Origin of the sequence: Endozoicomonas sp. SESOKO2 (assembly GCF_024606245.1) — a bacterium.
In the GTDB taxonomy this organism is placed as follows: domain Bacteria; phylum Pseudomonadota; class Gammaproteobacteria; order Pseudomonadales; family Endozoicomonadaceae; genus Endozoicomonas_A.
Genome location: NZ_JAHHPQ010000714.1, coordinates 1 through 13,375, shown reverse-complemented (window position 1 = coordinate 13,375; position 13,375 = coordinate 1). Strand labels below are relative to the sequence as shown.

13 protein-coding genes are annotated in these 13,375 nt (G+C 48.2%); 6 read left to right on the top strand and 7 right to left on the bottom strand.

Going from position 1 to position 13,375, the window contains the following annotated elements; translation table 11 throughout:
* Both KDK17_RS17115 and KDK17_RS17110 read left to right on the top strand, forming a co-directional pair.
* Positions 1-264: HRDC domain-containing protein (locus KDK17_RS17115; RefSeq protein WP_257288637.1), on the top strand; the 264-nt coding region annotated here is incomplete at its 5' end.
* A gap of 139 nt (positions 265-403) precedes the next feature.
* On the top strand, positions 404-2,083 hold the full coding sequence (locus KDK17_RS17110) for a glycoside hydrolase family 36 protein (protein WP_257253250.1): 1,680 nt from the start codon (positions 404-406) through the stop codon (positions 2,081-2,083).
* 67 nt (positions 2,084-2,150) lie between these two features.
* On the opposite strand, the gene KDK17_RS17105 is transcribed toward KDK17_RS17110, so the two are convergent.
* On the bottom strand, positions 2,151-2,663 hold the full coding sequence (locus KDK17_RS17105; RefSeq protein WP_257288636.1) for a SprT family zinc-dependent metalloprotease: 513 nt from the start codon (positions 2,661-2,663) through the stop codon (positions 2,151-2,153).
* Between the two features lie 143 nt (positions 2,664-2,806).
* On the bottom strand, positions 2,807-3,418 hold the full coding sequence (locus KDK17_RS17100; RefSeq protein WP_257253254.1) for a Yip1 family protein: 612 nt from the start codon (positions 3,416-3,418) through the stop codon (positions 2,807-2,809).
* 415 nt (positions 3,419-3,833) lie between these two features.
* On the opposite strand from KDK17_RS17100, the gene KDK17_RS17095 reads away from it, so the two are divergent.
* The gene (locus KDK17_RS17095; protein WP_257253255.1) at positions 3,834-4,664 is read left to right on the top strand and encodes a glucosaminidase domain-containing protein; all 831 of its coding nucleotides are present in this window, start codon (positions 3,834-3,836) and stop codon (positions 4,662-4,664) included.
* 215 nt (positions 4,665-4,879) lie between these two features.
* On the opposite strand, the gene ttcA is transcribed toward KDK17_RS17095, so the two are convergent.
* The gene (ttcA, locus tag KDK17_RS17090) at positions 4,880-5,800 is read right to left on the bottom strand and encodes a tRNA 2-thiocytidine(32) synthetase TtcA (RefSeq protein ID WP_257253256.1); all 921 of its coding nucleotides are present in this window, start codon (positions 5,798-5,800) and stop codon (positions 4,880-4,882) included.
* 319 nt (positions 5,801-6,119) lie between these two features.
* On the opposite strand from ttcA, the gene KDK17_RS17085 reads away from it, so the two are divergent.
* The gene (locus KDK17_RS17085; protein WP_257253257.1) at positions 6,120-6,455 is read left to right on the top strand and encodes a TraR/DksA family transcriptional regulator; all 336 of its coding nucleotides are present in this window, start codon (positions 6,120-6,122) and stop codon (positions 6,453-6,455) included.
* Between the two features lie 5 nt (positions 6,456-6,460).
* Here KDK17_RS17085 and recQ read toward each other — a convergent pair whose 3' ends face one another.
* Positions 6,461-8,044, bottom strand: a complete 1,584-nt coding sequence (recQ, locus tag KDK17_RS17080) for a DNA helicase RecQ (protein ID WP_306671319.1) — start codon at positions 8,042-8,044, stop codon at positions 6,461-6,463.
* Positions 8,045-8,214: 170 nt separating this feature from the next.
* On the opposite strand from recQ, the gene KDK17_RS17075 reads away from it, so the two are divergent.
* Positions 8,215-8,820: a YecA family protein gene (locus tag KDK17_RS17075; RefSeq protein WP_257253246.1), complete on the top strand. Its 606-nt coding sequence runs from the start codon at positions 8,215-8,217 to the stop codon at positions 8,818-8,820.
* Between the two features lie 188 nt (positions 8,821-9,008).
* Entirely contained in the window at positions 9,009-11,252 is a 2,244-nt protein-coding gene (locus KDK17_RS17070; RefSeq protein ID WP_257288635.1) for a tyrosine-protein phosphatase, read from the top strand.
* 72 nt (positions 11,253-11,324) lie between these two features.
* Here the strand turns inward: KDK17_RS17070 and KDK17_RS17065 are convergent, their stop codons facing one another.
* The 3 genes from KDK17_RS17065 to KDK17_RS17055 all read right to left on the bottom strand — a co-directional run.
* Entirely contained in the window at positions 11,325-11,693 is a 369-nt protein-coding gene (locus tag KDK17_RS17065; RefSeq protein ID WP_257254362.1) for a MerR family transcriptional regulator, read from the bottom strand.
* Positions 11,665-11,976 (bottom strand): integration host factor subunit alpha, encoded by a 312-nt coding sequence (gene ihfA, locus KDK17_RS17060; protein WP_257254363.1) that lies wholly within the window; start codon positions 11,974-11,976, stop codon positions 11,665-11,667. Before ihfA ends, KDK17_RS17065 begins: the two co-directional genes overlap by 29 nt.
* 91 nt (positions 11,977-12,067) lie before the next feature.
* Positions 12,068-13,375 (bottom strand): phenylalanine--tRNA ligase subunit beta (locus KDK17_RS17055; protein ID WP_257288634.1); only part of this gene is annotated, 1,308 nt, incomplete at its 5' end.

Genomic DNA, 13,375 nt, shown 5'->3' with positions numbered 1-13,375 from the left:
GTGGATCAGGGAAGAGTTATTATAGGCGACCATGATCGTCCATTATGGGAGGCTATGAGAGCCCGTCGTAAAGAACTGGCAGAAGAGCAGAGTGTCCCTGCTTATGTTATTTTCAATGACAAAACACTCTATGAAATGCTCAATGTTAAACCCACCAGTCTGGAGGCTTTGTCTCATATTTCCGGGGTGGGTGAATACAAGCTGGAGAAATATGGGCAAACTTTCGTTGAGTTGATATCCGGGTTTGTTGTTTCGACTGTTTGATTTGAGTATTTGTTTCTAAGCTTGAGCATGGGAGCTCGTCAAATGACGCTATGGGTTTTTTGCCAGCTTTAAACAGGTTCATATGTCTCATACCATTCATTTGCCGTGTCACAGAGAGCTCACAGTGAATAATCCAGACTTGCTGGATAACATTTGTGAAAATGAAGTGACCTTTTGTTATAACGGTTTGCATGACAATCCAATACCAGACAATTACCAGCTATTTACCAGTGAGTTTGATTTTGAGTTCAGTGCGACTTTGCTGGGTGATGGCTTTCAAATGCTGGCACAAACCACAGGGACGTTTGACAAGCCGGTCGATGTTGGTCGATGCCCGGATAACGACAGTAGTTATCGGATTTATGGGGAACAGCAGAGAAAGCGTTATTACAACTACCTGATTATTGAAGGTTCAGCGGAGTATACCTTGTTTGGTTTTACCCGCTGTTATCGCTATGCGGGCTACTTCGAAGTAGTCAATGGTGAGAGCGGTATTATGATATCGGCATGCATTGATGGGGAAGGAACTTCTCCTCGGGACTCTGGCAGCAAAGAGCTGGAGTCAGTCGTTGTGCTAAGTGGAGATTCTTTATCTCAGCTGTATCAACAATACGCAAAGTTGATCGCTCAGCATCACCCCGCAAGGGCAGGCGTCGGGCAACCAGCACCCATCGGCTGGTGCTCTTGGTATGCCTATTATGCTGATGTCACCGGAGACAACATTCGCCAGAATCTCAATCTAATGGCAGGTGATCTTGGTAGCCTGGAGTGGGTGCTGCTGGATGATGGTTATCAGGCGTTTATGGGCGACTGGTTGTCTCCTTCGGATAAATTTTCCGGAGGAGTGAAAGAATTAATTGCGGATATCAGGCGCAAAGGAAAAAAACCGGCGATTTGGCTTGCTCCTTTTATTGCTCAGCCTGAGTCGCAACTGTTTGAACAGAATCCATCATGGTTTGTCCGCCATCATAACGGTGATCTCCTCAAAGCCGAAGATGTGACGTACGGAGGCTGGCGTTGTACCCCCTGGTATGTACTGGATACATCCAACCCCGAAGTACTAGCTCATTTAACTCACCTGGTCAGAACCATGCGAGAAGAGTGGGGTGTCGAGCTGTTTAAACTCGATGCCAATTATTGGGGAGCGCTTAAAGGAAAACGTTATCAGAGAGGCGTCACCGGAGTGCAGGCTTACCGAATGGGGATGGAGGCAATAGCGGAAGGCGCTCAAAATGCTTTGTTACTCGGGTGTAACGCACCCATGTGGCCATCTCTGGGACTTGTAGATGCCATGAGAGTCTCTGACGATGTGGAGCGGAACGCTCAGCGGTTTGAGCAAATTGCAAAAGAAACCTTCTATCGTAGTTGGCAGCATCGTAAATTGTGGCAAATCGATCCTGATTGCGGCACATTTGTTTCGCTTGCTAATCAATCAACGGATCGTTGTAATTACGACTTTCATCGTAATGTCTTACTTGCCAGCGGTGGGCTTTTGCTTTCGGGCGATCCGCTGCCTGATCTCACTCCCTTTGCTAAAAAGACATTAAGCAAATTGATACTGCGCCATCGTTACAGTCAGGACGCCGCCCAATTTACTTCACTGTCTTTACATCATGCTTCTCTTGCTTTAACAGAGGGTAAAAAGCTGCACTGTTTATTCAACTACAACGAGAACGCCAGGGAGGTGGCATTGACCTCCGATCAGCCGGTGTATTGGCGCGATTATTGGACTGGCGAGAAGTTAACTGAAGAACCTGTTCAGAAGGTGATGGTAGCATTGGATGCCGGGTTAACCAGCCGTGCAATTATTGCTTCGTGATAAGAGAAGTTCCCTCTCAAAAAAGAGTGGTTTCACCACTCTTAAATTGCCACTGAAGTACAGGTTCTCAAACGCTGATTCTCTCAACGAACTTCAAAGGTTCCCGGCACTGGGTACAGAGATAGACGGTACCTTTTACTGCCCTGTTATGGCGGATGGTACTGAGTGGGATGGTCTTTCCTTTACAGCTGCAACTATACAAAAATGGCCTTTTACTGGTATTGCTGGTGTTGTAGCTGTGCGTTCTACGGGCCGGCAGTCTGAAAACCTCTTCCATAATCCATTGCCACTCCCTGCCATGGGGACGGATTTTTCTGCCAAACAGTTGGTGAGCAATGAGGTGTGCGACTTCATGGCCCACGGTATGCGTCAGAAAATGCTCCTGGTTTTCTTTAAATAGTTGCTTGTTGAGGCGTAACAGGTTTTTTTCTGTCCAAGCCTGACCGGCGGTTTCACCTCTTAAATTGAGGCTGATCTGTGGACGCGGAAATTGTTTAAGAAAGTGCCGCTCAGCCAGGCAGTAAAGCTCACTGACCCGTAACTCAATGGCAGGCAAATAGAGACATTGTGTATTCGACATAAACTAACTGATTTGAAAAACTTTCCAGAGGATAGATCAGGGAAATTGTATCTGTACAGCTTGCTTATTGGAATAATCAGACAGGGTTCAGGGCGTCGCTTCCAGATGATATGACTTAATTCATCTGGCCTGACGCTGAAGTTTTAGTGAGCTTGAATGTATTCAGGGCCTACACCCATGCCCCAGAAAATAACAGTGGTGATCATAATAGAGACCAAAACAACCAGCCCGATACAAAGCACTGAGCTGGCATAGACAAATCCCTGCTCTTTGGGTATTCGCATAAAGGTTGGCAGACCAGAATACAACATCCATGCAGAGCAGGAAGTGGCAATGGTGCCTGCGACGATAGTCAACCAGATAGAGGGATAAAGTCCGCAGAAGCCCGCCAGGAAGAGTGGTGCAGCTGTGTAGCAGCTAAATGCAACACTCTGTGTCATGGTGGGCTTGCTGCCAAAGGTTTCTGCCATCCATTGGATGAATGCACCCATAACAGCAACACCGGCCAGTATGGCCAGCCAGGCAAAAAATGCCATGTAAGCAGCACTGGCTTCTGTTAACTTGATGACCTGATCACTGCCGGGGACTGTCCAACCGGTTCGAGTCGTTCCCAGATAAGTACATATGGCTGGCAGGGCCGCCAGCCAGATGACCTGACCCAGGTAGAGGCGAAGAATACCGGGAGGGTGCTCTCGAATAATGCTCCACTCTTCTTCGGGACGAGAGAGAAGTCCCCAAAAATGACTTAATATCATGGTGCAACCTCCATTATGGCTGTACCAGTAGCTGGTAATCCTTACATTGAACTTTGTAATCAGCTACAAAACAGCGGCTAATATGTTGTTATTATTCACTGCGTCAGGCATCGGTTCTTCCTGTTCAACAGGATCGTTTGATAGCCTTGATTTCAGTGTCTAATTATTTCTAACACGATGTAAAGTAATATCGTCCAAAGGCAGGTTATTTATTGAATAATACGGCAATTATTTAGCACCTTATCAGCCACCTGATAGCTTAGGTCATGACAGGTTAGGTGGATCGTAAGGTCAGGGGGCTAGTATGATAGAACTCCGGAGTGATTAAATGCCTCTGAGGCGGTGCCGTTTTTGTTGAAGTATTGTGTGGAAAGAGTCGTTTTTGCCAAGCTGGCTCAGGAGTATTGCTAATACCATGATGAATAAAATTGATCGTTATTTTCTTTTGCTACTGGCGGGACTTGTCGCTCTGGCAAGCTGGTATAACAAAGATTTTCAGCCTGTTAAAGAGCCCGCAGTAGAACAGGTAAAAAAGATCAGCAAGGAGGAGGTTAAGAAAAAGGTTCAAAAGGATATTCCTGATTTTGCCTCCATCGAAGACGTCAACAAGAAGAAAAGTCACTTCTTTGGCTTCATCAAGCAAATGGTTGATGAAGAGAATGAGCGTCTGGCGGGTATCCGTCAGGAAATTAAAATGCTAAGAGACAAATCGACTCTGCATGAAGCCGAAGAAAAGTGGTTATTTGATATTGCCAGAAAATTCAGGGTGGATGAAGAGTTTAGAGTCAGTGATGATTTTTATGACGACCTGTTGAGTAGGGCGGATGAGATTCCGGTCTCTCTTGCTTTGGTGCAGGCAGCTAACGAGTCGGCCTGGGGGACTTCAAGGTTTGCCGTTGAAGCCAACAATTACTTTGGCCAGTGGTGTTTTACTCCGGGCTGTGGTGTTATTCCCGGTGAGCGTCCGGAAGGTGCGACTTACGAGGTCAGGAAGTTTTCTTCAATGGCTGCATCGGTTCGGTCTTACATGCACAATCTCAATACCAGCCATCATTATGAAGGTTTGAGGGAGCTGCGCTCAAAAAGAAGATCCATGGGGAAGCCAGTTACCGGTCCGATGCTGGCACATGGACTTCATGCCTATTCCTCAAGAGGGATCGATTACATAGAAGAGTTGATATTCATGATTGAGAGTAACGATTTACTAAAGTTCGATCTGGAAAAGCCTTTAACGGATCAGTATTAATTGATGGATGACTTTGGTAATAATGCATCTAATGATACTGCTAATGCCTCAGCAAACGACTCCCTCCGGTGCATACCGGAGGGATTGTATAAATAGCGAAGCACGCCATTGAAAACAGAAGATTGTTCAGTCAGGGGGGGCATGGGGCAGGATCAGGGGAATCCGTTATTACGGGAACTTTGCCAGTAAAAACTGTCCGATCTTGCCTGATAAGCCTAAAGGTTAATCAAATTTACAATGGAGGCTTGTTCAGGCTTTTCATCTTCATCGTTTTGATCCCTGAAGGTCAGAGGTACATCCACCGGGTCAAATGCTGTGTCACCCTCTTCAGCAGGCTGGCCATCCGCCACCAGATTTCTGAAATCAAATAATGAGCTGTCTGCCAGATGGGAGGGAGCTACGTTTCTCAGAGCTCTGAACATACTTTCCATTCTGCCGGGGAAGCGCTTGTCCCAATCAGTGAACATAGCTTTGATCGCTTGCCTCTGAAGGTTTTCCTGAGAGCCGCAGAGGTTACAGGGGATAATCGGAAATGCTTTGAACCCGGAGAAACGGATAATATCTCTTTCACGGCAGAAGGCCAGAGGGCGGATAACCGTGTGCTGACCGTCGTCACTAACCAGTTTGGGCGGCATGGCTTTCATCTTGCCGCCATAGAACATGTTCAGGAACAGAGTTTCTAAAATATCATCCCGGTGGTGGCCTAAGGCAATCTTGGTGGCTTTCAGCTCGCTGGCTGTGCGGTAGAGAATGCCCCGGCGCAGGCGTGAGCAGAGTGCGCACGTGGTTTTTCCTTCAGGCACCTTCTCTTTGACAATGGAGTAAGTATCTTCTTCGACAATGCGATACTCAACGCCCAGATTTTCAAGATAATCAGGCAGCACATGTTCAGGGAAGCCAGGCTGTTTTTGATCAAGGTTAACTGCGATAACGTCAAAATTGACCGGCGCATAGGTCTTCAGATTCAGCATAATGTCCAGCAGGGTATAGCTGTCCTTTCCCCCTGACAGACAGACCATGATGCGGTCACCATCCTCAATCATGTGGTATTCAGCGATGGCCTGACCAACCTCTCGTCTCAGGCGTTTCTGTAGCTTGTTGAAGTTGGTTTTTGCGCTTTTTGTCTGACTCTGCATTTTGGTTCTGTCTTGTCTCTCAAAGTACCCAACTTCATTTAAAGCCCGGAAAGGGGGCGGTTAAACCGGGTGACTTACAGCTCTGAATAATGGTCAAACGGGCAGGAACCCGAAAATTGAGGACATTATAATAAAAGGTTTAACGATAGGCATCAGGGATATCTCCCGAATTTCGCAGGGCTGCATGCGACTGTTGCGAATGAGCTGTCGAAATATAGTTAACTGTGGCTATGCTTAGCTAATGGACAGAATGCGAAGGGACATAGCATCCAGTCGTTTATACACACAATAATCGTCGACATTTATTCAGGGGATTTCCATGGCTGATTACGAGAAACTTAAAGTCTGGTTATTGTCTCGCAGAGATGAGTTGAATGTTCGTCTCGGAAACATCAGTAAAGATATGACTCGCAGGGCCAATGCCGATTGGTCAGAACAGGCGCAGGAGAGGGAAAATGATGAGGTTATTGACCAGCTGGGTAATGATGCCCGGGCTGAACTTAACCTGGTTAACAAAGCGCTGGATCGTATGAATCATGATGATTACGGCTTCTGCACCGGCTGTGGTGACAAAATCATTGAAGCCCGTCTGATCGCGATGCCATACGCCGATCTGTGTATTAAGTGTGCAGAAAAGCGCGATCGGGCCAGCTGACGTCATCAGCTCTGTAGGGGGCAATTTCGGGTTTTGCGTGCGGCTCTCTCGCTGGCGTACTCGAAGCGATCCTGTCGGAGTAACAGTCGCTCAGTGCCTTTGAGCAGAGGACGGCAATTTTCATTCAGTTTGAGTGCACCGTGCCCTTCTACGTCAACATTTATAAACCCTCTGGATACCAATTGCCGAAAAATTGAACGCCACTCGCTCTGTTTGAACTCACTGCCTATACCAAAAGTGCTTATCTGCCTGTGACCAAATTGGTCGACCTTGGCCGTTTCTTTGCCCATCAGCACGTCAACCAGATGAGAAACACCAAACATCTGCCCTGTCCGGTAAACACAGGAGAGTGCTTTTCTGGCTGCTTCCGTGCCATCCCAGGTCGTCACCGGCTCCAGACATAGGTCACAGTGTCCACACTTCTCTTTCAGGGGTTCATCAAAATATTCCAGCAACACCTGACGGCGACATCCGGTCACCTCACAAAGAGACAACATGGCCTCCAGCTTCTGCTGCTCAACTCGCTGAATTTCAGGTGCAGCGGTAGAATTTGACTGGATCTGCCGCAGCAACATGACATCCTGCAGGCCATAAACCATCCAGGCCGTCGCCGGGAGTCCATCACGACCGGCACGACCGGTTTCCTGATAATAAGCTTCAATGCTCCTTGGCAGATCCAGATGAGCAACAAAGCGAACGTCTGACTTATCAATCCCCATGCCGAATGCCAGTGTCGCAACAATGATCATGCCGTCTTCGTTGAGAAAACGGTGTTGATTATTCTTGCGATCGGGGTTCGTCATACCACCGTGATAAGGCAGTGCTTTTCTACCCTGGGCATTCAGCCAGGCAGCAGTATCCTCCACCCGCTTTCTTGAAAGACAGTAGACAATGCCGGAATCTTCAGGATGCTCTTTTTCCAAAAATCGCAGTAACTGTTGCTTACCCTGCTTCTTCTGACTGATTCGGTAAAAAATATTGGCCCGGTTAAAGCTGTCGACAAACACTCTGGCCTGTTCCAGACCCAGACGGTCGATGATTTCCTGACGGGTTCGTTTGTCTGCAGTGGCGGTGAGAGCAACCCTGGGAACGGTTGGAAAGCGCGTTTTCAGTACTGAGAGCTGTAAATATTCGGGCCTGAAATCATGCCCCCATTGAGACACACAGTGAGCCTCGTCAATGGCAAAAAGGGAAATTCGTATCTGATCCAGCTTCCTCAACATCATTTCAGTCATCAGACGCTCAGGAGCGACATAGAGCAGATCAAGATGCCCGGTAAACAGTTCCTGTTCGATTCGATAGTGCTCTTCCATGGCTACGCCTGAGTGCAAACTTTCGGCTCGAATACCTATCTGCTTGAGATTACGGATCTGATCTTCCATCAAAGCAATCAGGGGAGAAACAACGATGGCCGTACCGGCCATAACCAGAGCCGGTACCTGATAACAAAGTGATTTACCACCGCCGGTAGGCATTAGAACCAGCGTATCACGCCCTTCTGTGATCTCCCTGATGACCTCTCCCTGAAAACCACGGAAAGATTCGAACCCGAAAGTATTTTGCAGAACATTCAGAGCAGGGTCAGTCATTACAGTCCAGTGCACATTTAAACGACAATGATTAATCACATAAGAAAAGACAGGTCAGTATAGCATCAAACGAGCATAAGACTTCAAAGAGTTTAACCTTGAATAAACAGGAATCTTTCAGAAAACTGCTGTAAACTTCCAAACTTCAATTCACACCGGATTTTCTTTAAATGCAGGACATCTGTTCTACTCTGGAGCCGCTGCTGAACAGGTATGCGGATGAGGAAGGTTTTACCTTCAACGCCATCCATGGCTTTTATACCGCCATGGCCATCATCCCTTTCAATTTAAAGACTGATGAGCGTAATGAGATTCTTTTTGGAACTCTGGTAACGCTTTCCAGAGAAGATTCAGTTCTGCTGGAACAGGCTCTTGATCAGTTGTCACGAGCGATTGATCGGCAGTTCAATGAAGAAGAGGGCTTTGAGCTCTCCTGCGAGGAATTTGCCGACCCGGATGATGAAAACCTGATGGACTGGTGCTGCGGTTTTATTCAGGCCCATATCATGTCGGAAGAAAAGTGGTTCCAGGAAAATGAACAGGAAGTCAGTGAATTGCTGCTCCCGCTCATGCTCGGCTCCGGACTGTTTGACGACGAGCCCGAGTTTGAAGCGATTCTGGAAAATGAAAAGCTGACTGAAGATATGTGCAGCCAGATACCCGAAGTGTTAATGGAGCTTTATCTGTTGTTTAATTCTCCAGAGGAAGCCAGCGGCAAGTCATCTGTCAAACCATCAAAACCTGCCCGCAAAGATTCACCTCACAAGCGCCACTGAACACGAACCGCGCTGCTCAGCAATCATGTGAGCAGTGCTTTGTGCCGTAGCGAACGGTGAGCTATGCCAGAAATATGACACCCTTCAACAAGAATTCTCTGTCAGCCCCAACAACAACCGACTCAATGGAAAAAGTCACGTAGCCATTTATACTGCAAGAATCAGGGAAGATTCTCAGGAGAGAGGTTGTGGGCAATCCGATCAACAACAGCGGGGCTTCTTCAATAAGCCATTCTCAAACAACAGGCGCTGATCCACAGAATTCAATTACCAAGACAGTCAAGGTCAATGGCAAACTATACAACTGCAGTGCTTCGAAAGTCTGGGGATTAAGAGTTGCTCGTGAGGTTCTCGGTGTTCACGGTTTGGTTAAACCCGTCTATGACCACTTCCATAGCAAGCTGCATGAACATCGCGCTGACCATGCAACGAATCCATCAAAACCGCCTTCAACACCCCTTTCGGAAAGGAATGCCCGCCCTCTGCCCAAGCTCCCCAACAAAATGAGTGAGCAACCCGAAACGACCCGTTCAAAACCCGCTGACACACCACTTGCAGTTAGAAACAGCACTCCGGAAACCCCACCAACTAAAGCCCTGTCCGTTCCTGAAATCATTGATGGCATAGACTATGGCAAATTTGATGATGATTCTGGTTTCTCACTCAGCAACTTCTCAGACGCCGTCCGGCAGCTCCCCACTTCGGATATCAAGGATTTAATATCAAAACTTAGCCAAAACCAAGACGATAGCTACAGCACAGTCAAGCAAGAAGTACGAGAAATTTATGCCGAAAGAAAAGTCACCGAAAAGATGAAAAACTTTAACGGTGACGTAAAGGGTTTAAAAGAAGAACTTGCCACACATTACGCAAAAGCCCCCATGCTCGCGGCTGCGATGGGCGCAGAGGTAGATCGTCAACTGAATATTCAGGAAAGCCCTGACTCCCGATCCCGCGAACTTAAAGAACTGACTCCGTCCTTGCAGGGTGTGTATGGCTCGAACAATGGGTCCCAACTGACATTTGGCTCTTATGAGGGAGCTCCACTTAAACTGGATCAGACATTCCCCTTCCAGCCTGACGACCCTGTCATTACAAAGCAATTCAGCGATATTCAAAAAGACAGCCCAGATATACAAAGTAAATTCGATCAAGACCCTGCTTTCAAAGCTCAAGCACAGCCAAAATTCAAAAACATCTTTCAGAGCGATAAAGGCAAAGCATTCGCACCGGGAGCTCCCTATCATGCCGCCAAAGTTGACCTGCCTGGTGGCAGCTTTATCGCCAGTCAGGGACCGGTTGAAAAGACAGAAACCAACTTCATTAAGATGCTGGCCCATCATCGTCCTGCCGTTTCAGTCTCTCTTGTTAACGCCAAGGAACTGCAAGATCCGAAAATTTCCGGGCAGAGAATTAATAAGTGTTCTATTGAAGTAGGCCCGAAGAATGTGGGTGAAGAAAAAGACTACGGCGGCGTTAAGGTTAGACTGGATGGGCAGTATTCGTTTGATAATGATAACGTCACCGTCAAACAATTCTCCGTTAATGGAGAAACACAGTTCAGGGTTTACGACAAAGGCTGGGCAGACCATTCTGCCGGCAACCCGGAAAGACTGGCAAAACTGTCGGTACTGGTTGAAAAGTTACGTCAGCATCCCTCTGTTGCAGCCAGGTCAGACAACCCCACCGTCGTCAACTGCAATGCGGGGGTCGGCAGAACCGGAACTTTCGTAACGATTGATAACAGCCTTAGGCAGTACCAAAAGACAGGAAAAGTTCCACAAGATTTCACTCAAACCATTGCTACCGCCCGTGAGGTCAGAAACAAATTCGTGCAAACAGCAGGACAACTCAATACCGTCACGGCGGTTCACGGACAGTTCACACCATTGTTTGATCCACTGCTGAAAGAAGCAGGGCTGACCGTTGCTACACCTGCAGAACCCCCTGTTAGCCGCCAAAAAGCCCCGGACCCTGAAGATAACGGACTGGGGTATGGTTCAGAAGCCTATGCCACCGTTGACAGGGAAAAGCTAAAAGCGGCCCAAATCAGAAGAGACAATGAGAACGACCTTTACGTCAATACCCGTTTTGCAAAGACAAGTGAGACTGCTGTTGAAAAGGCTCCGGACTTACCGCCCTCACCACCCGTGCCTGCGAAGAGATCGAAATACAATGGCCCTAAAAATGCTGACCAACTGCTGAATAAAATTACTGGAGGCGGGTACGGAAATACAATACAAACATTCGATGCCAGGAAACTGACCACTGAACTGACCCATGTCTTGCGTCAGGCAGATCAGGAGCAACTGAATGAGATTGTTAATTACACCGAGACCTTAAAGGCAAACAGTGATTGGCATCAGGTAGGCGAGATCATGGAAGAAGCCATCAAAAACCACAGACGCCCGCGCAACCTTCCAAGAGGATAAGTTCGCAGCTGATTGATTTTCTCAATACAAAAATACCGGCATCCGCCGGTATTTTTGTATCTGCCTGTGCAATCAGTTGGAAGGAATCCCATCCAGGGCATCAATAACATCTTCCAGCTCAGCGATGGTCTGCCGGATCAGTTGCTTGTATTGAGAGGAGTCCAGCTTCTGCACTTCGCCCTTGAGATGATTGCGGGCACCATCAATGGTAAAACGTTTGTCGTAGAGTAAGCTGCGAATTTGCCGAATGAGCAACACATCCTGACGCCGATAGTAACGGCGATTCCCACGCCTGACCGGTTTTAGCTGCGAAAACTCCTGCTCCCAGTATCGAAGGACATGGGATTTCACCTGACACAAGTCGCTGACTTCACCGATGGTGAAGTAACGCTTGCCGGGAATGACAGGGAGATCACTCTTCCTGAGCTCTGTTTCCTGCATAAGCCTCAACTCGTGACCTGAGTTTCTGGCCGGGCCTGAAAGTCACCACCCTGCGAGGAGAAATGGGAATCTCTTCGCCGGTTTTAGGGTTTCGGCCGGGCCGCTGACTTTTGTCGCGCAGTTCAAAGTTACCGAAGCCGGATAACTTGACCTGTTCATTATTCTCCAGTGCCAGACGAATCTGTTCGAAAAACTGCTCGACCATATCCTTGGCTTCGCGCTTGTTCAAACCGAGTTCTTCATGAAGACGCTCGGCTATATCCGCTTTAGTCAGAGCTCCCATGGATAACTTCCGCTCTCTTATAACCGGGGCTGCGAACTGTTGAAAGCCTGCTTAGAAAGCAGGCCCGAAACAGACCGCTCGCATTGGCTGATTAGCTACGGAGACTGGCACCCAATTCCGATTCCAGCCGACTTACGATGCTGTCAATCAAACGATTAACTTCTTCGTCTTTTAGAGTGCGGGAAGCGTGCTGCAAGGTCAAGCCCAAAGCGAGACTCTTGTGACCTTCTGCAATGCCTTTTCCGGCATAAACATCAAAAATACGAACATCTTTCAACAATTCGGAGGCTTCTTCCCGAATGACCTGGTTGAGACTGTCAGCAGCCACTTCCTGCCTGACAAGCAAGGCCAGGTCACGACGAACTTCAGGGAATTTGGACAGTGGTGTGAACTCTGTCACCTTCCCCTGGCTCACTGCTTCCAGACTGGCTTCAAACAGGAGCACGGCACCGTGCAAATCCAACGCTTTCGCCAGACTTGGGTGCAGAGCGCCTACGTGACCAATCACCTTGTCATCACGAATCAGCGCTGCACACTGACCTGGGTGCATGGCATCATGACTGGCTTTTTCGAAACGGAAATCCCCTGCCGCACCACCGAGTGCCAGCAGAGCTTCTACATCCCCTTTCAGATCATAGAAGTCCACGGGCTCAGCTTTAATCGCCCAGCTTTCAGGATAACGACTGCCGGTAATCACAGCAGCAATCTGGTTTTCCTGTCGCAGAACGTCATCCTCACGAACAAACGTCTGGCCGGTTTCGAACAGACGAACCCGGCTATGCTGACGATTCAAATTGTAACTGACCGTTTTAACCAGACCTGGCAGCAGCGATGTTCGCATGACAGAAAGATCGCTGGCGATGGGGTTCGCCAATGCCACGGGCTCACACCCCGGATCAAACAGCTGATGCAGCTTCGGATCAATAAAGCTGAAAGAAACCGCTTCCTGATAGCCACGCCCCACAAGAATACGACGAATGTCAGATTCTTTAACCTTGTTTTCATCCACCTGCTTAAGCTTCAGAAGCGCCGTTGGAATGGTTTCTGGCAGACGCTCATAACCGTAGATACGACCCAGCTCTTCTACCAGATCTTCTTCTATAGAGATGTCAAAACGCCAGCTTGGCACTGAAACGCTCCACTCACCTTCCGCCGTGGAGTTCATCTCAAGGCCCAGTCGCGTCAGCAAAGCTTCAATCAGATCATTCTCGATAGTGATGCCTAACAGTGAAGCGACTTTCTCAGCCCTCAGATGAACCGTGTTCAGAGCAGGCAGATTGTCTTCACTAACGACCTCAGAAACAGGCCCGGGTTGACCACCGCAGATGCCCAGAATCAGCGCTGTCGCTCTCCCACACGCCTTACGCTGCAACTGGAAGCCGACACCACGCTCACAGCG

Bases quoted from the DNA above. Each gene is read 5' to 3' on its own strand.
- KDK17_RS17105 (WP_257288636.1), bottom strand. From the start codon at position 2,663: ATGTCGAATACACAATGTCTCTATTTGCCTGCCATTGAGTTACGGGTC.
- KDK17_RS17100 (WP_257253254.1), bottom strand. From the start codon at position 3,418: ATGATATTAAGTCATTTTTGGGGACTTCTCTCTCGTCCCGAAGAAGAG.
- KDK17_RS17095 (WP_257253255.1), top strand. From the start codon at position 3,834: ATGATGAATAAAATTGATCGTTATTTTCTTTTGCTACTGGCGGGACTT.
- ttcA (WP_257253256.1), bottom strand. From the start codon at position 5,800: ATGCAGAGTCAGACAAAAAGCGCAAAAACCAACTTCAACAAGCTACAG.
- KDK17_RS17085 (WP_257253257.1), top strand. From the start codon at position 6,120: ATGGCTGATTACGAGAAACTTAAAGTCTGGTTATTGTCTCGCAGAGAT.
- recQ (WP_306671319.1), bottom strand. From the start codon at position 8,044: ATGACTGACCCTGCTCTGAATGTTCTGCAAAATACTTTCGGGTTCGAA.
- KDK17_RS17075 (WP_257253246.1), top strand. From the start codon at position 8,215: ATGCAGGACATCTGTTCTACTCTGGAGCCGCTGCTGAACAGGTATGCG.
- KDK17_RS17065 (WP_257254362.1), bottom strand. From the start codon at position 11,693: ATGCAGGAAACAGAGCTCAGGAAGAGTGATCTCCCTGTCATTCCCGGC.
- ihfA (WP_257254363.1), bottom strand. From the start codon at position 11,976: ATGGGAGCTCTGACTAAAGCGGATATAGCCGAGCGTCTTCATGAAGAA.